The following is a 22,877-nucleotide window of genomic DNA, read 5'->3' on the forward strand; positions in this document are numbered from 1 at the left end:
CTCCCTTAAAGGGATAAAAAGGAGAAAACATATATGGATTCAACATTACAACAAAAGAAAACACCCTATTTAATGCTTGCGATTTTATTTGTCGGAGCATTTGTTTCCTTTTTAAATAATTCACTTTTAAATGTAGCGCTGCCATCAATGATGACAGATTTAAATATTAAAGATTATTCCACTATCCAGTGGCTTGCAACAGGATATATGCTAGTTAGCGGCGTTTTAATTCCTGCCTCAGCATTTTTGTTAACACGCTTTTCGAATCGTCGTTTATTTATAACATCTCTCGCCATTTTCACACTAGGTACTGCATTAGCAGCCTATGCTCCAAACTTTAGTGTATTACTTACCGGGCGATTGGTTCAAGCAGCAGGTTCTTCCGTAATGGGGCCATTATTAATGAATGTGATGCTAATCAGCTTCCCACGGGAAAAACGCGGAACAGCAATGGGAGTATTCGGATTAGTTATGATTACAGCTCCTGCAATTGGGCCGACTTTATCTGGTTATATTGTAGAAAATTATGACTGGCGTTTACTGTTCGAAATGATTTTGCCCTTAGCTGTCATTAGTTTAGTATTAGCCATTTGGAAGCTTGAGAATGTAATGGAACAAAATAAAAATGCCAAACTGGATTATTTCTCAGTTGTATTATCTTCTATCGGCTTTGGCGGTTTGTTATATGGTTTCAGTTCTGCAAGCTCAGACGGCTGGACAGATACAATCGTCTTAACCACTTTAATCGTTGGCGCTATTGCCTTAATTGCCTTTATCGTCCGTCAATTAAAAATGGCTGAACCATTACTGGATTTACGTGTCTACAAATATCCCATGTTTGCACTTGGCTCAGTTATCGCGATTGTCAATGCAGTAGCGATGTTCTCCGGGATGATTTTAACACCGGCATATGTACAAAATGTCCGTGGCATTTCCCCGCTTGATTCAGGATTAATGATGCTCCCTGGTGCGATTGTGATGGGGATAATGTCGCCGATAACAGGGAAATTATTCGATAAATTTGGTCCTCGCATTCTTGGTGTAACAGGACTTGTCGTTACAGCCATTTCAACTTATATGCTGGCAAACCTGCAAATAGACTCAAGCCACGCCTATATAATACTTGTTTACACTCTCCGTATGTTTGGGATGTCAATGGTAATGATGCCAATTATGACAAACGGACTTAACCAATTGCCAACGCGCTTGAATCCGCACGGTACAGCTGTAAATAACACCGCACAGCAGGTGTCAGGTTCAATTGGTACAGCGGTTCTTGTTACCATTATGAATTCCGTTACTAAAACAGAAGCTCAAAGCCTAGTGGCTGGCGTAGATCCAACAACCTTTACCGCTGCTTCAAAAGCGCTATTAACACAGAAAGCTCTATTAGCAGGCATTCAATATTCATTCTATGTAGCACTTGGCATAAATATTGTCGCCCTAATTCTAGCCTTATTCGTTAAACGAGTCGATACAAGCAAAGAGTCGGTAAGACAATTAGACCAGCAAAAAAATAATCCTACCAAAGCGGTAGCACATTAATGGTTTTTGGGGGGACGGTTCTTCATTTGATGCACAAGAACCGTCCCCATGCTTCATTCTGCTCTCAACATTCCTGCCAATTCTTCCAAGGCGCTCAGCTGTTGAATGCGGTAGTGGCGCCCCTCCTTTTTTAAATAGCCTTTTTCGCAAAATTGCCCGAGCACGTGCAGCAGGTGGCGGTATGAAACTCCTAAAAAGTCACATACCGAAACATGTTTTTCCTTATATATTCTTTCATCAGCTGTTTGCAAAATAAATTCGGCAAGCCGGTTTTCAAGCGGGAACGCGAGGCTTTGCGAATATTTTGCGGCCATTTTTGTTGCTTTGGCACTTAATAACTTTGTCAATTCACGCAAGAACACCACATCTTCTAGCAGCTGTGTGCGGAAGCGATGAAAAGGAAGGGCAAAGCAAACCGTCTTTGTAGTGGCTTGAATCCCTTTTGTATAGTACACATCGTTTAATAATTCCATTTCTCCTACATATTCGTTCTCATTGATAAAGTTAATTAACGAAACTTTCCCATTTAGATGCGTTAAATAAATCTTCGCTTTGCCTTCAATGACATAATATAAAAAATCCGGTCGCATTCCCTCTTGAATAATCCACTCATCTCGTTTATATTCACGCACCTCTACAAACTCGTCAATTGGAAAAGAAAATAAATGGGCAATGGAGTGTTCTTCCAAGTATCGTTTCCTTTTTTCATTATTATAAATTTCCATAATTCACCTCAGAATATGAGATATCTCATATTATTGTACGGTTCCACATGATATCATGCAAATCATGAGGTGAAACAAATTGAACACACAACGTTGGATGAGCAGTCAGTTTTTTACTTTTTATTTAACTTGGGGCGTCTTCCTTCCCTATTGGACGGGTTGGATGATTCATACAAAAGGAATTTCGATTTCACAAGCCAGTTTAATTATGAGTTTAGGTTTGGTTGTTCGGGGCATTTCCACATTAATGGCGTATCCATATTTTTCGAGGAAGTTCAGCAGTAAAACTTTATTAAATGGGATGGCAATTGGGACATTGGTTTCCATTCTGTGTTATATTCCTTCGAATTCCTTTGCCAGCATACTACTGGTAACGCTGCTAATAAACTTTTTTTACCCTACATTGATGCCTGCTCTGGATACCGCGGCTGGCATCCTAGTACAGAGTAAGCAATTAAAACATTATGGAAAGAGTCGTTCATGGGGGTCTATAGGGTTTGTCGTTGCTGGCATGGTCTTAACAGTCTTTACAGGAGCACTTGGGGATATAGTCATTTTATGGGCGCTCTTAATCGGTACTATGGTTTTCGTTGGGCTAGGCCTTATGCCAGCACCGTTGGTTTTATCTGAAAAACCACAACCGAACCAAACAAAAAAAGCAAGAATGCTGAACTTATTTCGCATCAAACACTTTGGTTTGGTGCTTGTGATTGTGATCTTACTGCAGGCTGCCCATGCAACTTATTACACCTATGGATATATTTTTTTACAAGAAATACATCCACCTAAATATTTAATCGGCGTAATCCTGAACATTGCCGTGATCGCAGAAATCATTTTCTTCTTAATTGCCGATCGGTATTTCCAGCGATTTTCTGCAGGGTCTTTACTAGCACTTTCAGCTTTAGGTTCAACTGTACGTTGGATATTAGTATTTATTTTTCCAAATGTGTTGGTCTTCTCTATTTCGCAAGTTTTGCATTCTCTTTCGTTCGCCATGGGTCATTACGCCTTTATGAAATACTTGATCAAAAATATACCGCACCAGCAGATACCGAATGCACAAGGTATGTATTCAGCACTTGCGTTAAGTTGGAGCACAGCGGTATTCACTATATTCGGCGGCTATCTATATGAAATCGAGCCGCGATTCGCCTTTATCGGCATGATTGTTTGTTCCATCCCATCGATGGTGCTTGCACTTGTATATCGGAAACTTGAAAAATAAGGAGGGTTCTTGTGCATCCTATGATGCACAAAAACCCTCCCTTGGTATTTCCTTTGCATTTACTCAATACTAGAATTCGTAATATCAGCCTCTATCCTGCTCAGGAACTCTTCTGCAGCGCTGTAACCTTGCTGCTTCAAATACCAGTTATTTGCAGCTGCTTCGATTAACCCTGCTACATCACGTCCTGGCTGGAGTTGGATTTCAATGGAAGGAATCTTAACACCCATATAGTCTGTAGCGTGAACTTCTTGATCCAAATCGTTATACAAGGCATCTTTTTCCCATCTGGTCAAATTAATATCCAGCGCGATTCGTGTCTCGTCCTGAAAAGCCTTGCGTCCATATAACCGAACTACATTTAGCAGCCCAATACTGCGAAGAGCCAAAAACTCCTTGGTTTTCTCATCATGAGTACCCAGAATGGTTTGATGACTAAGCTTTTTTAGAACAACAATATCATCCGCTACCAGCCGATGTCCCCGGCGAATTAAGGTGTGTGCTGTCTCGCTTTTTCCGACCCCCGAATTTCCGCGAATTAAGACCCCAATACCGGATACATTCATACAAACTCCATGCACAGCAATTTCTGGTGCTAATTCTTTCACTAAATACGCATCCAATTTGGGAATAAACTCTGATGTAATCTCAGTCTTATTTGTCAACAACAAGGGGATGCCCTGTTCAACACAATGTTGATTCAAATAGGTAAGTCCTTCTTCACCACAAGTTACGATAAAGCATGGCGGATGATAATGGACAATATTTCCGATTCGAATTTTACGTTCCTCTTTACTTAACCTATGTAAATAAGTAACTTCCTTTTTTCCTAAAATTTGAACTCGCTCTGTTGGAAAAAAGTCAAAATGGCCAACAAATTCCAAGCCCGGACGATGCACCCGTGATTGCGTTATCACATTCTGAAGCTTACTTTCACCAGCAAGCACCTTCAATGAAAACTTCTCTACCAAGTTTTCAACTGTTATTTTCTTCACTTCTAAACTCCCCTCAATTAGTCTTTATATAATTGCATTATACTTAGATTAATGGAATCATCATCATTATCAAAATAAATTGTTGTTTCTAGCAATCCTTGACCATGTAGAATACTCCCACGGTATTTCTGGTAAAGGACGAAGAAACATAAAACCCGTCCCCATGCATCACTTTTCCTTTAAATAAATAATCAACTCGGAACGGCTTTTGAGTTCTAGCTTATCTAGAATGCGGGAAACATAGTTTTTAACTGTTCCTTCTGATAAAAATAATGTCGCGCTGATGGTCTTATTGCTTTTTCCTTGCATAATTTGTTCCACGACTTCTATTTCTCTTGGTGTAAGTATTTTGGACAAGTCTTTCTTTTCCGCGGTAGGTGCCTGCTGAGATTCAGGAACATTCCGGAGGACGCTGATTAGTTTACTTGTTACATCTGAGTGAAGTAGCATCGTTCCTTCGTGTGCGGCCTTTATTGCCTTAATAATCTCTTTTAGGTCGGAGTCCTTTAGAATAAAACCGTCTGCCCCATTCTTCAGTCCGTTAAAAATATACTCATCTTCATTAAAGGTGGTTAAGATGATTACTTTCACATTTGGATATTTTTCCTTAACTGCTTTTGTAGCCTCGATACCATTCATGACAGGCATTCTAATGTCCATTAGTATCACATTAGGCGTCATTCTTTCCAATAATGCAATAAGTTCTTCCCCATTCGTTGCTTCCCCGATGATTCGAATCTCTTCATTTAAACTAAGCAACATTTTTAAACCATCCCGGACAATTCCTTGGTCATCTACAATTATCACGTCAATCACTTTTCATCACTCCACATTTGTCACAAATGGAATTTCTGCTTCCACCGCAAAACCGTGTCCCTTGGCCGACACAAACTGAATACTCCCTCTCAATAAATGGATTCGTTCCTCCATTCCCCGCAGGCCGTGGGATTTTTTTATATCGGTACACCCTTCCCCGTCGTCCTCTACTTTCACCAGCGCCTTTTTTTCATTTACAAAAATATCAATATGAAACGTATGGGCATTCCCATGCTTAATCCCGTTCGTAATAGCTTCCCTCACGGTTTCAAAAATTCCATTTTGAATGTCGCGGCTTGCGAACTCAACGGTGTCATCGAAAAATAATTCAAATTGCAATCTGCCGGCGGTTTGCAAGCTATCTATTAAATCCTCAATAGAGTCGCGCAGTTTAACCTTAACTTTCCATGCTTGATTATCCTTTAAAACGTCAACTGCTTTACGAAGGTTCGTTATCGATGTTTGCGAAATGACTAAGGCTTTCTTCATGACATCCTTTGATTTTTCTGGGTTTGAATCCATCATATTATCGGCAAATTCCAGGTGCATTTTTAAGGCGATCAGAGCATGGCCAATGGAATCGTGGAGCTCCTGGGCAATTCTAGTCCGCTCTTTTATAATCGTGATTTCCTTCAGTTTGGCATTTGCCTCCATTAATTCAGCATTGAGCAGATTTCCCTTCTCCCTTTCCCTGCTGTTGCTCCGAACAAGGTAGATTAGGGCCATCAAAGCTAAGTAAGGGATTAATGCTTGTTGGATTCCTGCCTTAAGAGCAAACATACCGATTACAAACATGAAAATATGAAGAATGACCAGACCAATTTGTATAGTCGGCCGATAAATAAAAATTTCAACGATTGGAAAAATAAAATAAATATTTAGCGGTATGTTATCAAATTGAATCACATATAAACCGATTGCTATAATACTTACCGACATCGATATATAGTAGATTATACGATTTTTTTCATATAGTTGGTAATAATTTCTGAAAATATCATTTAAATGCAAAATAACTAATCCTATAATGAAAGCCGCCTTTATAGGAATCGAAGAAGGAGACTGCCCCATAATATCAATCGAAGCCATAATGATCAGGATGATTCGAAAAATCATCATGACCGAGGGGGTTTTATGTTTTTCCATGACATAACATCACATCCATCAATTAGTTTCTATTTTAATTGCATTATACTATTCTGCTAAAAAACTGAATAGCTATCAAAAGTCATACAAAAATGAAAAATGGGGACGGTTCTTCTGCATCTGATGCAGAAGAACCGTCCCCATGAAACTTCCCATAAACTTAAACTGATACAGGTTCCTTTTCTACACTACGTTTCTCTTTCGATAAATCCTTCTTATTGTTTACAGGTGCGCGTCCTTTACTTAGGCCAAGTGCAAACGCTGTTGAAGCATGAATTTCGTCGAAAAGCTTTGGGTTTTCCACTAGTGAAATGCCATAAGATGGTATCATTTCTTTTATTTTTGGTTCCCACGCTTCGCGGTGCTGAGGGAAACATTTTTTTATGATCTCGAGCATGACGGAAACAGCTGTTGATGCACCTGGTGAAGCACCGAGCAATGCTGCGACTGAGCCATCTGCTGCAGTAACCACTTCAGTACCAAATTGAAGCGTTCCTTTACCGCCCGCTTCTGTATCTTTAATAACTTGTACACGTTGTCCGGCTACCACGATATCCCAATCTTCGCTTTTTGCATTTGGAATAAATTCGCGCAGCTCTTCGATACGCTGTTCCTTCGATAACATTAGTTGTTGGATCAAGTATTTTGTTAATGGAATGTTTTTGGCACCTGCCGCCAACATTGTAATGACATTATTTGGTTTGACAGAACCTAATAAGTCCATATTTGAACCAGTTTTCAAAAATTTGGGTGAAAAACCCGCAAATGGTCCAAACAATAATGATTTTTTGTTATCGATAAATCGTGTGTCAAGATGCGGCACTGACATTGGAGGAGCACCAACCGCAGCCTTGCCGTATACTTTTGCATGATGCTTGTTTACAACTTCAGGATTGTTACATACTAAGAATAGTCCACTTACAGGGAATCCTCCAACATGCTTACTTTCAGGAATACCGGTTTTTTGCAGTAGAGGCAAGGAGCCTCCGCCACCGCCAATAAAGATAAATTTTGCAGTATGGCGTTCAATTTCACCGGTTTCCATATTCCACACTTTTAATTCCCATAGGCCATCCTCGGTACGTTTAATATCATCAACTTGATGTTTGTATTTGATTTCAACGTTTTGGTTCTTTAAGTGTTCGGTCAACATGCGTGTTAAAGCACCAAAGTTAACATCCGTACCAGAGTCAATTTTTGTAGCCGCTATTGGTTCCTTCGAAGTCCGGCCTTCCATAATAAGCGGAATCCATTCTTGCAATTTTTTTGGCTCATCGGAATATTCCATCCCTTGGAACAATGGATTGTTTGAGAGTGCTTCAAAACGTTTTTTCAAGAACTCTACATTATTTTCCCCTTGTACCATACTCATATGTGGCAGCGGCATAATAAAATCGTGCGGATTGCGAATCAGATCACTGTTAACAAGATAAGACCAAAACTGTCGTGAAACCTGAAACTGTTCATTAATTTTGATAGCTTTGTTGATATCTATTGATCCGTCTGGTTTTTCTACAGTGTAGTTCAACTCGCACAGTGCAGAATGTCCAGTTCCTGCATTATTCCATTCGTTTGAGCTTTCCTCGCCTGCTTTTTCAAGCTTTTCAAAAACTGTAATTTTCCAGTCCGGTACTAATTCCTTCAAGAGTGTCCCTAAAGTGGCACTCATGATTCCGGCACCAATTAAGATAACGTCTGTTTCAGTTTGTCTGCTACTCATTTTTCCCATCCCTTATATGGTATGATTTGCAGAAAGGATGCTGGCGCCCCTGCTTAAAGCAAACAGCAAGCTAAGGCGCTACTTGTTACACACCTTTTCTGGATCAATTAATTCCTTTATATAGTGTATCACTAATATCGATAGATTTAAATATTTATTACTATAATAATAGTTAGTAAGCTATTTAAAAGCTGGTAAAAGTGAGAAGACCAACCACAATGCCCTGTTTTTATCAATCCATTTGGCAATCGCTTACACTTTTGTAAAAATACTTTTTACGATGAATAATTATAAACCGCACCGTTTACCTATACACGGGACTATATTTCAATTATCCTATTAATATCTTTTCTTCAGCATATCTAAGTCTTGCTTCTTGGCGCTTCGACATGAGTGCGAATGCCATGGTTAATGGCCCAAGGCGACCGATGAACATCATTAAGGTGATTAAAAGTTTTCCATAAGGCGATAAATCCCCTGTGATACCTGTTGACAATCCGACTGTTCCGAATGCCGAAATGGTTTCAAAAAGCAGCTTATTCATCGGCATATCCTCGGTGTAGGTCAGCAAAAAGAAAATCGTGAAGACAAAAATGATGGCTGACACCCCAATGGATAAGGATTTATTGACCAAGCTCCAGGAAATTCTTCTTTTAAAAATATTAACATCGCTTCGATTCGTCAACACTGTCCAAAAGGCAAATATGATAATGGCAAAGGTCGTAACCTTAATTCCCCCACCGGTAGAGCCAGAAGAAGCGCCGATAAACATCAATGCCATCGTAAAAACTTGTGAGGACAGCGTCATATGTCCAATATCAATGGTATTAAAGCCGGCTGTTCTTGGTACGACGCCTTGAAAATAGGAGGCCCAGAATTTATCGTTCCAGCTTAGGTTTCCAATCGTTGCGGGGTTATGAAATTCAGAGATTAATATAATGATTGTTCCCACAACATTAAGGATTAATGTCACAAGCAGTGCCACTTTGGAATGAAGGGACAGCTTACGTAAAGATTTTTTCTGCCAGACATCCAAAATGACGGTGAAACCAATTCCGCCGATGATAAATAATGAAGTGATGGCTAAATTGACGGTCGGATCCCCGACCCATTTACTGAGATTGTCTGGTTCCAGGCCAAAACCGGCATTGTTAAAAGCGGATATCGAATGAAAAAATCCGTAATATAAGGCTTTGGTCCACGGCATCTCAAATGACCAGCGGATCGCTAAAATAAGCGCCCCTGTTATCTCTACAATTAAAGTTATCATGATGATTTTGGAGACAAGTTTTACCACACCTGAAAGTGTAAATAGGTTTAGCGAATCTTGAAGCAGCAATCTTTCTTTCAAGCCAATTTTCTTTCCGAGGATGATGAACATGAATATGCCGATCGTCATAAATCCCCAACCGCCAATCTGAACTAAGAAAAGCATTACCAGCTGGCCGAAAATGGTAAAGGTTGTTCCTGTATCCACAACCGCCAGGCCAGTTACGCAGACGGCAGACGTTGCCTCGAATAAGGCATCAACAAAATGGAGGCCCCTTCCCTCCTCATAAGTCGATATGGGCAGCATTAATAAAAGTGTACCTAGTAAAATAAGTACCGCAAATCCGATCACCAGAATTTGAGCAGGATGCAGCTGGATAAACTTCCCTTTTTTCTTGATTAACTCCACAAATACTCCCCTTTGTTTGGTTAGATATAAAATGTGTAAATATGGTTAAATTTATGAATCATATCTTACTCTCGGGAGTAGGATTTGTAAACAAGTATTTCTTTTCCCGCGTGTTGTTTCCTTTCATGATTCCATTTCAGATTCTTCCCAACTTCGCGAGGTTTTAAAAATTTTCTTAGCCTCATGCCGGTCGGCGGCCTGCAATTTATTAAGGATATTCGTAACATGATTTGCTACAGTTTTCACACTTAAATGGAGCCTAGCAGCAATATGTGCATTTGTTTTTTCCTCGACAATCAACTCCAATATTTCCTTTTCACGGGCAGTTAGGTCGGCCAATACAGGATTTACCGATTCAATCTCTTCTGTTTTTGAAAAATATTGCATCATCCGTGCGGCAATGTCCGCGCTGAACACGGCACCACCATTTCCAACCATGCGGATGGAATGAAGGAGTTCCATTTCTCCAGCATCCTTTAACACATACCCGCTTGCACCCATTTTCATTGCCGTAAAAACAGATTTATCATTTTTCAGCATCGTGACAATTAGAATTTTTATTTTCGGAAATTTTTCCTTTATGATTTGAGTGGCTTCAATTCCATTTAGTCCTGGCATACGGATATCCATGACAATGACATCCGGTTGGTGTGAGGATGCCATTTCTACAGCTTCCTCTCCTGTGGCAGCCTCGCCAACCACTTCTAAGTCATCCGTTGTTTGAATCAAATTTCGAACTCCTCCGCGAAACAACGGATGGTCATCAGCTAAAACTATCCTCATCCCTCATCACTCCTGTCGAAAAAGGCAGCACTGCCCTTACTCGTGCTCCACCCGTTTCTAGAGATTCCATTTCACATTTCCCGCCAAGCTCCAATGCTCGCTCTCTTATCGATGTTAAACCAATTCCTCCGTTTTGGGATGGCCTCAGCTTATCAGGAAACCCAACACCATTATCCGTAACCTCAAGTTCTAGTGTATTTTCGACAATTGTTAAACGAACTGTACATTTGGTCGCATTCGCGTGACGGATTACATTGACTAGTGCTTCCGTTATAATCCGGTACGCTGCCACCTCAACAGCTGCGGGCAATACAGGCAAACTTTCCGGGGCTTCCAAGAAAATTTCAATGGAACTAACTTCCGATGTGGCAGACACTTCTCCCGACGTTTTCCTGATTTCGTCCACCCTCGCCTGAATTGAACCCAGCAGTCCGAATTCATCGAGTGTCGGTGGGCGTAACCCATGGACCATCGTACGAATTTCATCTACAGTTGAACGAATTACTTGACGCAGCCCCTCCATTAACTCCAAGGCTTTCGCTGGATTTCTTTCAATATATTGCTCGGCTGCCGCGACGTTAAAAGCTAATGACATGAGCCGGGGGGCAAGGTCATCATGAAGGTTGCGGCGAATATGGAGCCGTTCCTCTTCACGGGCCAGCACCAATCTTTCCCGTGACTGCTGCAGGTCATTTGCCAGTAATTTCATTCCCAAAGTCATTTTCACATTTTGAAGAACGGGACCAGCTTGGCGGAGAAGAACCTCAATAAGTTTATTGTCCTCACCAGTAAATACCTCATTTAACGACCTGCTTGATAAATGAAGTGTCCCTAGCTCTTCTCCTCCATGAATAATTGGTAATGTGTGGATATCAAACTTTACTTTTCCCGATGCTGCAGCGAGTGTCTCTTTTCCGTTAATATTAACGAAAATCCCGGCGAAGGGCAGGCGAAGGGCATCCCGTATTGTAACCGTCACAACGTTTAGCATCTCTTCAGGAGCAATGGGTTTGATCAAATGATCGCCAAGTTCTTTCAGAACCGTATACGGATCATCATGCCTTCCCTTCATCAGCCTGTTCACAATACCCTGTAATCTTTCTTTTAATGGCGCAAAAAGAATTGCCACAATGGCGGTTGCCACTATGGAAATGATGAAGTTATTATCTGTCTTAAATATGCTGCTAAAATAGAAAACTAAAAATGAGTATAGAAGAATAATAGTCAGCGACAAGGTGCCATAAACAATCGTACGGTTCACAACCGGGTCGATATCCCACAGGCGATGACGGAGAATTGCGAATGCTAATGTTAATGGTATGATGGCAACAACGCTATATAATAATGCACTTAAATAGAGGTAGGATACTGGATTTTCGCCGAAAATCGGATAGACAAAAAATCCGCTTATGATAATTGACCCCAGAAATGAGAGCGAAAATCCATAGACCACCCATTTGGTTTGCTGCCGCTCGACCTGGCTGGATATTTTTTTATATTGATAGATTTGTGAAAAAATCGTTACAGAAATCATGAATCCATAATAAAGTAGTCTCGCCGTGCTCGACCAATTTAATAAATCAACAGCCGTGCCTGGAAATATCAAACTAATGAACTGGATGATACAAAAAGGAGTAAACAGAACAAGCGGCCAGCGGTGAATAAAACGTCCGTTTGGAAATATTAAGAAGAATAAGACTAGAGCCATTCTACCTACAGCCCCGATGATTTCCGGAAACTGGTCTACCAATTCGCGGCCATCTGATGCAAGGTATACCAATGATGTGTAGGTTGACCCATATGTGACCAATGCCAATACTGCCAAAAGCCCCATCATATCCCGCCTGCTTTTAATAAAAATGATGATAGCTGCAGTGAAATATAGGAAGGCGAACGTGGATTCAATGATGACAAATAAAGCAGCATAACTGTCAGGATTTAAATGGGAATTGCTCAACGCTGCAATCGTTGTAGGGGGCGCAGGTGCCAAGGAACTGCAGGACTTGAGGATACATTCGTTTCGTAGGGCGTCATAATAACCAGGAATGGATTGAATGAAAAATACTAAGGTCAATATAGAAAAAACAATCACCAAGACTTGAAACAAGAAAAATTTCTTACTTACTCCATTCATCCAGGAATGATCCCCACCTTTTGTACCTAAGATATAGGAAAATTATAACAAGATGACCAACTTCTGTATAGATTTGGTTTTTCCTATTTATTCCCATAAAAACTTCCCGATTGAAATGGGAATCCCCCTCCCTTCAAATTAGGAATTCCCCTTTGATACGATTAATTCGTAAACAACAATACAAAGGGAGTTGGAAAACATGACGTTAGAAAAAATTGTTAAGGTTCTTGGGTTTATTGCTTTCTTAGGGGGAATCGCTAGAATGGGGATGACGCCGTCAGGTTTGATTTGGGGGTCAGACAGCACACCTGAACTAATCTTCGCTTTTGCCGCAAGTATATTAATGGCAATCTCGTCTATGGCTTTGTTTATGTCCCAGTCACGGCAGACAGGGGTTTTCGGTTTCATCTCCGGTCTTATTCTTTCTGCAGGAAACTTAATGCTATCGGCGACATTCTATGGTTTGTTCGCTTACGGCGATTATCCGAAAGACGGCTTGTTCGTCAATCTTGCGAATAGTCTCTCCTACGGAGGGCTGCTGCTTGCCACGGTCATCCTGATGATTGTTACCTTTCGCGCAAAAGTGTTCCCTCGCTGGTACGCAATTGTGTTCTTGCTGATGCTTGTCTGTCTTGGCCTTCCGTTCCTCGGTGATTTCTTCGCCTTCTTCTGGGGATTGACATATGTACTGATGGGTTACTCCATCTTCACTGGAAAAGGAATCAACGTTGTTACTGTTAAAAAAGAGGAAATTGCCTCATAAAATTATGATTTTATCTTTAAAGTAATATATCAGCGGATTTTTTAAAGATATCAGCGAATTCTTTGCACATATCAGCGAATTTTTCATTATATCGGCGAATTTCCAATTTTATCAGCGAATTTTCCAAATATATCGGCGAATCGCAAATTATTATGATTAAAAAAGCTCCAACGCCTAAATCTCTGGCTTTGGAGCTTTTTCAATTAACCTATAAAGCTGCAAATTCACTAATCAACTGCTCAAACCGTTTCAAAGCATTGTCAATCGGTTCCGGTTTAGATAAATCTACACCAGTTTTCTTTAACAACTCGAGCGGATAATCGGAGCTGCCGCTCTTCAAAAATTCAAGGTAAGCATTGACGGCCGATTCGTCCCCGCTTAATAGCAGTTCAGCAATATGAATGGCAGAAGCAAAGCCGGTTGCGTATTTGTACACATAGAAAGGTCGGTAAAAATGCGGGATCCGTGACCAGCCGAATTTCACTTCCTCATCAAACACCACTTCGTCCCCGTTATATTGCCTAAATAAAGATTCGTAAATTTCACTAAATACATTAGCGTTTAAAGGTTTTCCGCTTTCAGCATATTCATGGGTGATTTTTTCAAATTCGGCGAACATGACCTGTGTAAAGAAAGTTCCTCTAAATTGGTCAATAAAGTGATTGAGCAAGTATTTCCGTATCTCATGATTTGTTTCTTTTTCTAACAAATAATGAATCAATAGTACTTCGTTCACCGTCGAAGCCACTTCGGCTACAAAAATGCTGTAGCCGGCGGAGATTCTAGGCTGATGCTTGCTGGAATACCAGGAATGCATGGCGTGACCGAATTCGTGAATCATGGTGAACATACTATCCAAATCATCATGTTGGTTTAACAGCACAAATGGATGAACGCTGTAGACACCAAGGTTGTAAGCACCAGAACGCTTACCCGGTGTTTCCCGGACATCGATGTAGCGGGCATCTTTAAAGGTTTTCAGTGTATTAACGTAATCTTCGCCCAGGGGTGTCAAAGCTTTTAAAATCGTTTCATACGCTTCTTCATAGGTAATCTCTAATTTCACACCAGGAACCAGAGGAACGTTCAGATCGTACTGGCGCAACTCTTCCAAGCCAAGCAGTTTTTTTCGAATAGAGCCATATTGATGCAACGGTCCAATGTTGGCTTTTGTCGCAGTAATCAGATTTTCATAGACCTCTTTTGGGACCATATCCCCGAACAAACCTTTTTCTAAAGCGGATGGGTAGTTCCGCAAGCGGGCCAACGTCGCATTTGTTTTAACGTTTGCAGACAAAGTCGAAGCAATCGAATTTTTCAATTGCAAATACGGCTGATAATAAGCCTTGTACGCTTCCCTCCGTTTGTCTCGATCCTCATCTTCAATTAACTTTGAGTACATGCCACGCGTAAGTTCGACTTTCATTCCTTCATCATTCGTCACCTCGCCGAATTTGATATCGGCGTTGTTGATCATACTGTAGGTGTAGCTTGGTGCAGAAAGGGCCTCGCCTAAGTTGGATAAGATCTCTTCTTTTTCCTTGGTCAAAACATGTGCTTTATATCGGAAAGCTTCAAAAAGGTCCTGTTCAAAATATTTTAACCGCGGTTCTTGTTCAATATATTCTCTTAATGTGCTTTCCTCTAAACTCAATAAAAATGGCATAAAAAATGATGAAGCTGCGCTTATTTTTACGGAAAGCTGCTTGGCACGGTCAACGAGCGATTGCGCCAAAGCATCTCGGGTGTCTACATCGGCCTGGAGCATGCCGTATACATAGACAAGATTTAATTTACTGGAAACTTCCTCTTTTTCGGATAGATAATCATAAAGCGACTCTCCATTGTGAATCGCACCGTCATATTTCTTCAATTCAGCAGTCTTTTTTTCAATCCAGAGATAATCATTTTCCCAGTCTTTAAGATTTTTATAAAGGTCCTCGAAATTCCATTTTTCTTTTTCCGGCACCTCAACCCTTGTCTTATAGGAAATAGTCATGTGAATCCCCCTCGCAATTGTAAGTTACTTAATTTTACCATTTAATTGAATGCTGTTATAATCAAAACAAAAAAATTTCCACGGGTGAGCCTATGAGAAAAAGATACTCGAATCTCGATGATGTTAAAAACAACAAGTCATTTAAAGATATGATGAAGTGGAACAAAGAAAGACGAAGCAAGGTAAAGGATTTAACAATTAACATCCCACAATGCCAGGATAAACAGATTGAAAAAATTAAAGAAAACCGGAGCCGAACTTCTTATACCTGGATTGGCCACTCCACCTTTTTGATTCAAATGAATGGGATTAATATATTAACCGATCCAGTTTGGGCAAAGCGGATGGGCTTTCAAAAAAGATTAACGGAACCCGGTATATCACTCGAGGATCTTCCTGAAATTGATGTAATCGTTATTTCTCATGGCCATTACGATCATTTGGATTTTCCAACCATCAAAAAGTTAAAGGGAAACGCTCAATTTTTTGTTCCAATTGGTTTAAAGCCGCTTTTTACCCGGAAAGGGTATCAAAAGGTCAGCGAACTGGGTTGGTGGGAAAGTGCCGAATTTGAAGGAATTCAGATTCATTTTGTCCCTGCCCAGCACTGGACAAGAAGGTCGCTGACAGATATGAATACGTCCCATTGGGGCGGGTTTATTTTTCAAACTCAAAAAGAAACGCTGTATTTTGTCGGCGATACGGGATATTTTGCTGGGTTTAAGCAAATCGCCGAGCGGTTTGACAACATTGATACCGTGTTTATGCCAATTGGTGCTTATGAGCCGGAATGGTTCATGAAGGTTTCGCATATTTCGCCGGAAGATAGTGTTAAAGCCTTCTTAGAATTAAACGCGAAAGAATTTGTCCCAATGCATTATGGAGCCTACCGCCTAGCCGACGACACGGGACCCGAAGCCCTCGAAAGGCTTTATCGTGAATGGGAAAAGCAACAACTGCAGAATAAACTGTTAAAGGTTTTGACAATCGGTGAAACAGTGATGAAAAAATAATAATATCTTAAAAAAAAGGTACAGCACTTGATACTGTGATGTACCTTCCTTTAATTAATTTTTTTTTTATTGTTTTATAAATCACTGTTTAATCATATGTAAGGTTTCCTGTTCATTTATTATTTTCCACGACCTTGTCGAAAATATTTTCACTTTTCGTAGAGAACTCAGTTTGGCCTTTCCCCATTATTTTTATTAATGCTTCCTGTGTCAGAGGTTGTGCATGTGGCATTAGTTCAAATCCGAATTCACCATCCGTTTCAATCGTTCCGATTTTTACATCAGAAATATAAGAAATTCCTTTTTGTCGCATCCGCATTTCTAATTGCCCTTGGGTAATACGAAGTTTTTTTAAACTTTCCATTATGATTTTTCCATCAATAATGACCAAGGTCGCTTCGCCAATTGCATAACGTTCAATAAAACTCGATTTCATCTGCAGCTTTTGAAAAATAAATAAAAATATACCGAAGAAAATTAGAATAATGATTACCTGATAAAATTTATTTTCCTTAATAGCATGCCCCATGGTGGTCCCGGTTGCCAAAATGACAACCGACTCCAAATTGGTCATTCTCGCAACCGATTTTTTCCCGACAAATCTTAATATAACGATACTTGTAATTAATAAAATGGTTGCCTCATAAATGAAGTAGAATTTCAACAGTACCACACCAAACATAGCTTATTTACGGTTATTTTATCCCAAGTTCATTGGAAATCATCCACTAATTTCTTCCTCAAATTTGCCTGTTATAATAGGAGAATTAAGGAGTGGTTCCAATGAAGTTCATTAAACACCTTGTTATTTTTGTCTTAGTCATAGGCCTTGGCTTATCAGCCTGGATTTATTATCCCAAATATCAAATTCACAAAATAAAAAAGCAGTCTGTTGAAATTAGTGCAACTGTCCATAAAATCTCCTATCTTGATTATTTTCGAAACATGAAAAAAGATGAAATTAATCACCTGGCAATTGGCGACTCTGTCATTCGCGGTGTAGGTGCGGGACAAAATGAAGATCTTGTCAATCAATTTTCGAACAAGCTAGGCAGCCAGATTCAGAAGAACATTCAATTTCAAAATGAAGGTATTAACGGGATTACGAGCGGCGAGTTAAAGGAATTGGTTCTCGAAGGCCGGTTTGATGAAGAAATGAAGAAAGCCGACATCATTACCATCAATGTCGGCGGAAATGATGTACTGAGGGCTTCTAAGGATCAGAACCTGCAAAATGTATTTCAATCGTTTGGTGAGCTACAAACCTCTTTTACAAAAAACTTAACTGACATTGCTTCAAGAATAAAATCGGTGAATCCGGATGCCACCATTATATTTTTGGAATTATATAATCCGTTATCACCGTCGGACAAACTGTATTCTCTTGCAGATCAATTGCTGCCAAAATGGAATCTTAAGTTATATGAGACTGCCAATCAGTATTCGCCATCCCTAGTAATTGAAACCACCAAGGTAATAAACGGGGAGAGACCGGAAAATTTATCACCTGATGGTGTGCATCCTAATTCGAACGGTTATTCTGCTATATCAGAGCTAATGATTGATCAATTTAAGCATCAGTACCGAAAAGATACAGTATAAAAAACGAAGGAGCCGTATTGGCTCCTTCGTTTTTTATTGTCCATCTGCACCGTTTTGCGTCACTCTACGGACATGGTCATCTTCAAAATTATTGGCTCTCGCTTGCTTGACTTTATCGTCAAGCAATTTCTTTTGATCAACCTGCGGCGAGGGTGACTGCTTTTTCTTTGCCATCTAATATACCTCCATTTGGTTGTAATGTGCACCCTCTTATTTTGCAATTTATTATAAAAATCATTCTCGCCCGGCCTTTATGTACCGGTTTTCCCGAAGTATTCTTTTTCAATATCCTCGAATTCTTTTTCTAATTCACTTATGGACCATTCATATAGATGTTTTTCATTGATTTTAAAGATACCTAATTTAATTAGCTCTTCAATTAGAAATTGTCTTTTTTCCTGAACAGTTTCGTTAAGAAGATGTTCCATTAAAAGCTCCCCCAATCTCTAAGCTAATAACAATTTCACTCACCTTCCACTGCCATTATAAAAAGTCCAATTCATGGAATTTGTCGAAAAAGCAGATTTTTACCGATTTGTTATCGTTATTTAATAAACTAGTGTGATAGTCACGAATATTTTTAATGAAATTGTAAAAAATTAGGCGTTAAAAAATGCTTTTTTATGAATACAATAAAGCCAGAATAAATAAATTTATTCCGGCGCTTTAGAATTATTCATTTTTCCGCCTTTGCAGTTCAGCCAATATGGCCGGGTATTCTTTGTCAATTCTAAAAAACAGCATAAGGATAATCTGGATCACAGCTAATGCCAGCGGTATTTGAATATTAACTGCTTTGATCATTTCAATAGCCAAAGCTGGCTGCTCGGCAGCCCCGCCTACATATCCGCCAATCCCAAGCAGCCATCCGACTACTGCAAGACCAAGCCCTGTACCAAACTTCATTCCAAAGCTAGCAGCACTATTGACCAGTCCTTCTGTCCGTAAACCAGTTTTGTACTCGCCGGATTCAACGGTGTCGTTGACCATCGCCAAAAGCAACCCAAGTGTTGGCATGACTCCCAAGCCCGCTAACGCTGTCCCAACTAAAAAAACAGGTAAATTACTAGGGTCCGCCCATTTTATTATTTGGCCCACAATCGCTACCAGTGAACCAATTATGGCCACGTTCCTTTTCCCGAACCTGGCCACTAAAGGGCCGATGAAAAATAACCCCAGAATCATTGGTGCCGTTAACGTAAGGCCAATGATAGGAAATTTATTGATATCACCTATAACCCACTGCGCGTAGTATAGCCCTGCGCCTTGTACCAGACAGATGGTGGTGTAAAAGGTGACGCAAAAAAGCGTAATGATAATCCAGTATTTATTTCGTAAGATGGCCTTAAAGCCAGCTGAAAAGGAAATTTTGTCTTGTTGTGATGTTGAAGATTCAACTCTTTCTTTGACAAATCGGAAGGTCATGTAAAGGGCAATAATTGATAACAATCCATAGAAACCGGCAAGTCCTGTCCATCCGATGGAAGCCGTCAACGGTTGGGTAAAGGTCATGACAATTAAGGTTCCAATCATGGTGAAAATCGTAGAAAAAATGTTTGATAAGGAACGGCTATGCTGATGCTGTGTCATGACGCCGAGCAATGTTTTGTACGGGATGGAAGCAGCGGTGTATAGGAGGATGAACAAAATGTATGTGATGTAGGCATAAATGATTTTGCCTGTATGATCGAGATCTGGGACTGAAAATAACAATACAATTGAGACACCGAGTGGAACAGACATCCAAAGCAACCATGGCCTGGCTTTTCCATGTTTAGATCTCGTCATATCAACTATGGAACCCATTCCGATATCGGTAATTCCATCAAACAATCTTGCAATCAGCATCAAGGTTCCGACAATCGCACCAGCAATACCGACTACATCCGTGTAATAAAAGGTTAAAAATAAACTAATCAGTGTATTGACAGAGAACATCCCAAAACTTCCGACTCCATATGCCCACATTTCTTTTTTTCTTGGTTTCTCTAAATCGTGCTTTTGTTCAATCCACGGCCCCTCAATAATTGTTTGCCTCAACAAAATCCCTCACTTCAAATTGGAATTGTTTAATGAGATAAGTTATCGAATGTATGCGCTTACATAATATGAGACAAACCGGGGGATTAGACTATGTTCATTGTAAAACTTTTTAAATGGAGACCAACAAAAAAAGCAACGGAATAATCCATTGCTTTTTTGGGGTCCCATATTTTTATTTTGCCGCTGCCTTTGCCGCTTCCAAGGCAGCTTCATAATTCGGATGGTTGGTCACTTCGGAAAGATACTCTACATACGTAACAATGTTTTCAGCATTTACTACGAAAACAGCACGGCTGTTTAAACGAAGTTCCTTTATATACGTTCCATAAGCTGTACTGAATGACATTTCAAAATGGTCAGACAATGTCTGGACGCCGCTGATACCGGCAGCCCCGCACCATCTGCTTTGGGCAAACGGAAGGTCCGCGCTGATGGTCAGTACCACAACATTGTCGCCCAATTCAGACGCCGCTTCATTAAAACGCCTCGTCTGCTGGTCGCAAACTCCCGTATCAAGTGAAGGTACCACACTGATCAGCCGGACTTTTCCATTTGAATCAGCAAGAGTAACGGGCGAGCGATCATTTGCCAAAACCGTAAAGTCAGGTGCTTGATCACCTACTTTAATTTCTGGGCCAAGCAAAGTTACAGGATTACCCGCCAATGTTGCCGTTCGCGTCTGTTCTTGAATCATATCTTGTTCTCCCCCTTTAACACACTACACATCGATCTATAAATCAGCTGCCACGATAAGTGCTATAGCCGCCCGGTGCCACTAACAGTGGAACATGATAATGGGAATTCGTGTCAGCAATTCCAAACCTAATCGGAACTTTATCTAAAAAAGGCGTTTCACCAACTCCCACACTATGTTCCCGAAAGTAATCCGCTACATAAAAGACTAATTCATATTCCCCTGATTCTACCTGTCCTTCAGCAAGTAACGGGGCATCCACCCTGCCATCGCTGTTTGTTGAAACTGTCTTTATAAGTGACCGCTCAGGTCCTAACCGCCAAAGTTCTATTTTTAAATTTTTTGCTGGAAAGCCCTTGGATATATCAAGGACATGTGTGGTTAATTTTCCACTCATGCTTCTACACTTTCTGTCGGAGATTCTAAGCCTTCATTTACAAGATCTTGGCGGTTAACGACAAATCCCTGGAAGCCGTATGGAGGTCTTGGTTCTGTGAACACCGCACCCTCTGAATCCGGAATCTCCACAATTGTTTCCCACGTACGGTTATTTGATAAAAATTGAACTTCAGCAAGCTGTGGGAAACGCTGTAATACACGGCAGCCGACTCGATAAATTAAATCTTGGATTGATAAGGTTTCAGCTTCATGGAAGACAGATGCCGCAATATCACGGACTTGTTCAGCAGGTACATAAACAGCAGGATTATCAGAAACAGCATCCTCTTTATCATTATAGCGGTAGAAAATATCAAGATAGATATAAAGCGGACGGTCCTTAGCTTCTGGAAGAGTTGTGTACTCATCTTGGATGAAGCCATAGAAGGAGCTGCCGGTTACCTTAATTAAGTGAAGATTTTTAATGCCGCTCTCTTGCTTCACAAGCTGATTACCTTGTTCTGTACGCGCAACTTTGACAGTTGTTGTAATTAATTCATTTCTGGAGTGACGATAAACTAACGGGCTGGCCTCCAGTCCATTTTGTCCTGCCACTTGGACTGTTTCAAAAGGAACTTCATCTGCGGTAATTTCTACGGATGTTATATGTGGATACGTATTAAGGAAGCGATTACAAACAAATTTTAAAAATCCTTCAAAGGTTGGTCCATGATACTGCGCTGCTTGACGAAGAATGAAATTTTTCATGGAATCCGTAGCAACGACACAGCTGTTATCGGCTTTTGTGAAAGAGTGAAGGAAGTCTCCCTCAAGGGCAATTTTGGCATTCATTCCAAAAATAACATTGTTGCGGCCAGTAAAATTGGACTCCGGAATTGTCTTGATTCCTTCTAGCGGGGTTTGATACGTGCGGAAAACAAAAACATCACCTTTACCATAATAGCAAACTCTTTCTTGTGAACTCATTTAAATTCCTCCCTAAAATTTTATTATTTTAACCCTGAAACACCATCGCCGAAGTGCTGCTCCCGCGTTTCAAGATATAGGAACCAAAAATGATACAAACTTTAAGCCGTCAAGTCTTTTACTTGATGATAAAATCCTCTAGGCGGAAGAAGGCGATTTTATAAATCTGGGTGAGTGCTTCCTGCAGTTCCTCTGCCGGATCATTATTCACCCGTTCCTTCATATTGCCTCGAATCGTGTCTTTCGTTTGTCCTTTTACTGCCATGATGAAGGGGAATTGAAATTTTGATGTGTATTCATTGTTGAGGGATAAAAATTCTTCATGTTCTTCTTTGGTGAGCTGATCTAGGCCAGCACTTGCCTGTTCCTTGACTGAGGCGTCGGCCATTTGAACCCTTGCCGCGAGATCTGGATGCGCCCTTAACAAGGCGAGCTTTTCTTCCATTTTTGATTCCTTTACCGTTTCCACCATCGCTTGATGAAGATCACCGACAGACTGGAATGGACGGTTCAACCAGGCCCGTTCTGCGACCCATGGTGAATGTTCAAACACCCAGCCAAGAACTTCTGTGAACGCCGGCTGATCTAAACTATTAAGCGTTTCCAGCTTCATAGTCATTCTGCTTCC

22 protein-coding genes are annotated in these 22,877 nt (G+C 40.4%); 5 read left to right on the forward strand and 17 right to left on the reverse strand.

Annotation, left to right across the window (positions count from 1 at the left end; genetic code table 11):
* The first annotated feature begins 33 nt into the window (after positions 1-33).
* The gene (locus ACNQGS_RS04220) at positions 34-1,545 is read left to right on the forward strand and encodes a DHA2 family efflux MFS transporter permease subunit (RefSeq protein WP_464494093.1); all 1,512 of its coding nucleotides are present in this window, start codon (positions 34-36) and stop codon (positions 1,543-1,545) included.
* 53 nt (positions 1,546-1,598) lie between these two features.
* On the opposite strand, the gene yeiL is transcribed toward ACNQGS_RS04220, so the two are convergent.
* Entirely contained in the window at positions 1,599-2,270 is a 672-nt protein-coding gene (gene yeiL, locus ACNQGS_RS04225; RefSeq protein ID WP_491486266.1) for a transcriptional regulator YeiL, read from the reverse strand.
* A gap of 79 nt (positions 2,271-2,349) precedes the next feature.
* Between yeiL and ACNQGS_RS04230 the strand changes: the two genes are divergently transcribed.
* Positions 2,350-3,498: an MFS transporter gene (locus ACNQGS_RS04230; RefSeq protein WP_491486267.1), complete on the forward strand. Its 1,149-nt coding sequence runs from the start codon at positions 2,350-2,352 to the stop codon at positions 3,496-3,498.
* Between the two features lie 59 nt (positions 3,499-3,557).
* Here the strand turns inward: ACNQGS_RS04230 and hprK are convergent, their stop codons facing one another.
* The 7 genes from hprK to ACNQGS_RS04265 form a co-directional block, all read right to left on the reverse strand.
* Positions 3,558-4,493: an HPr(Ser) kinase/phosphatase gene (gene hprK / locus ACNQGS_RS04235; RefSeq protein WP_491486268.1), complete on the reverse strand. Its 936-nt coding sequence runs from the start codon at positions 4,491-4,493 to the stop codon at positions 3,558-3,560.
* 168 nt (positions 4,494-4,661) lie between these two features.
* Positions 4,662-5,306, reverse strand: a complete 645-nt coding sequence (locus ACNQGS_RS04240; protein WP_491486336.1) for a response regulator — start codon at positions 5,304-5,306, stop codon at positions 4,662-4,664.
* 9 nt (positions 5,307-5,315) lie between these two features.
* Positions 5,316-6,455 carry a sensor histidine kinase gene (locus ACNQGS_RS04245; protein ID WP_491486269.1) on the reverse strand — a complete coding sequence of 380 codons (1,140 nt, stop codon included), beginning with the start codon at positions 6,453-6,455 and terminating at the stop codon, positions 5,316-5,318.
* A 160-nt stretch (positions 6,456-6,615) separates the two neighbouring features.
* Positions 6,616-8,175, reverse strand: coding sequence for a malate:quinone oxidoreductase (locus ACNQGS_RS04250; RefSeq protein WP_491486270.1), 1,560 nt, complete (start codon positions 8,173-8,175; stop codon positions 6,616-6,618).
* A gap of 331 nt (positions 8,176-8,506) precedes the next feature.
* Positions 8,507-9,853, reverse strand: coding sequence for a TrkH family potassium uptake protein (locus ACNQGS_RS04255; RefSeq protein ID WP_491486271.1), 1,347 nt, complete (start codon positions 9,851-9,853; stop codon positions 8,507-8,509).
* 123 nt (positions 9,854-9,976) lie between these two features.
* Positions 9,977-10,636 carry a response regulator transcription factor gene (locus tag ACNQGS_RS04260; RefSeq protein ID WP_491486272.1) on the reverse strand — a complete coding sequence of 220 codons (660 nt, stop codon included), beginning with the start codon at positions 10,634-10,636 and terminating at the stop codon, positions 9,977-9,979.
* Positions 10,617-12,770, reverse strand: coding sequence for an ATP-binding protein (locus ACNQGS_RS04265; RefSeq protein ID WP_491486273.1), 2,154 nt, complete (start codon positions 12,768-12,770; stop codon positions 10,617-10,619). Before ACNQGS_RS04265 ends, ACNQGS_RS04260 begins: the two co-directional genes overlap by 20 nt.
* A gap of 199 nt (positions 12,771-12,969) precedes the next feature.
* Between ACNQGS_RS04265 and ACNQGS_RS04270 the strand changes: the two genes are divergently transcribed.
* The gene (locus ACNQGS_RS04270; RefSeq protein WP_464494086.1) at positions 12,970-13,533 is read left to right on the forward strand and encodes a hypothetical protein; all 564 of its coding nucleotides are present in this window, start codon (positions 12,970-12,972) and stop codon (positions 13,531-13,533) included.
* 208 nt (positions 13,534-13,741) lie between these two features.
* Here ACNQGS_RS04270 and pepF read toward each other — a convergent pair whose 3' ends face one another.
* Positions 13,742-15,532: an oligoendopeptidase F gene (gene pepF / locus ACNQGS_RS04275; RefSeq protein WP_491486274.1), complete on the reverse strand. Its 1,791-nt coding sequence runs from the start codon at positions 15,530-15,532 to the stop codon at positions 13,742-13,744.
* A 92-nt stretch (positions 15,533-15,624) separates the two neighbouring features.
* On the opposite strand from pepF, the gene ACNQGS_RS04280 reads away from it, so the two are divergent.
* Positions 15,625-16,545, forward strand: a complete 921-nt coding sequence (locus tag ACNQGS_RS04280; protein WP_491486275.1) for an MBL fold metallo-hydrolase — start codon at positions 15,625-15,627, stop codon at positions 16,543-16,545.
* A gap of 112 nt (positions 16,546-16,657) precedes the next feature.
* Here ACNQGS_RS04280 and ACNQGS_RS04285 read toward each other — a convergent pair whose 3' ends face one another.
* Positions 16,658-17,227, reverse strand: a complete 570-nt coding sequence (locus tag ACNQGS_RS04285; RefSeq protein ID WP_491486276.1) for a DUF421 domain-containing protein — start codon at positions 17,225-17,227, stop codon at positions 16,658-16,660.
* A 101-nt stretch (positions 17,228-17,328) separates the two neighbouring features.
* Between ACNQGS_RS04285 and ACNQGS_RS04290 the strand changes: the two genes are divergently transcribed.
* On the forward strand, positions 17,329-18,147 hold the full coding sequence (locus ACNQGS_RS04290) for a GDSL-type esterase/lipase family protein (protein WP_491486277.1): 819 nt from the start codon (positions 17,329-17,331) through the stop codon (positions 18,145-18,147).
* A gap of 33 nt (positions 18,148-18,180) precedes the next feature.
* Here the strand turns inward: ACNQGS_RS04290 and ACNQGS_RS04295 are convergent, their stop codons facing one another.
* From ACNQGS_RS04295 to uraD, 7 genes are all read right to left on the reverse strand, one after another.
* Entirely contained in the window at positions 18,181-18,321 is a 141-nt protein-coding gene (locus ACNQGS_RS04295) for a hypothetical protein (RefSeq protein ID WP_464572853.1), read from the reverse strand.
* A 77-nt stretch (positions 18,322-18,398) separates the two neighbouring features.
* Positions 18,399-18,575 carry a Fur-regulated basic protein FbpA gene (locus ACNQGS_RS04300; protein WP_423802222.1) on the reverse strand — a complete coding sequence of 59 codons (177 nt, stop codon included), beginning with the start codon at positions 18,573-18,575 and terminating at the stop codon, positions 18,399-18,401.
* 244 nt (positions 18,576-18,819) lie between these two features.
* Positions 18,820-20,187, reverse strand: coding sequence for an MFS transporter (locus ACNQGS_RS04305; RefSeq protein WP_491486278.1), 1,368 nt, complete (start codon positions 20,185-20,187; stop codon positions 18,820-18,822).
* 175 nt (positions 20,188-20,362) lie between these two features.
* Positions 20,363-20,884: a thiol peroxidase gene (tpx, locus tag ACNQGS_RS04310; protein WP_423802220.1), complete on the reverse strand. Its 522-nt coding sequence runs from the start codon at positions 20,882-20,884 to the stop codon at positions 20,363-20,365.
* A gap of 43 nt (positions 20,885-20,927) precedes the next feature.
* Positions 20,928-21,281 (reverse strand): hydroxyisourate hydrolase, encoded by a 354-nt coding sequence (gene uraH / locus ACNQGS_RS04315; protein WP_491486279.1) that lies wholly within the window; start codon positions 21,279-21,281, stop codon positions 20,928-20,930.
* Positions 21,278-22,249, reverse strand: a complete 972-nt coding sequence (gene pucL / locus ACNQGS_RS04320; protein ID WP_213140208.1) for a factor-independent urate hydroxylase — start codon at positions 22,247-22,249, stop codon at positions 21,278-21,280. Before pucL ends, uraH begins: the two co-directional genes overlap by 4 nt.
* Before the next feature lie 118 nt (positions 22,250-22,367).
* Positions 22,368-22,868 (reverse strand): 2-oxo-4-hydroxy-4-carboxy-5-ureidoimidazoline decarboxylase, encoded by a 501-nt coding sequence (gene uraD, locus ACNQGS_RS04325; RefSeq protein ID WP_491486280.1) that lies wholly within the window; start codon positions 22,866-22,868, stop codon positions 22,368-22,370.
* Between the last annotated feature and the right edge of the window lie 9 nt (positions 22,869-22,877).

Source organism: Neobacillus sp. PVCKKU3 (assembly GCF_058323225.1).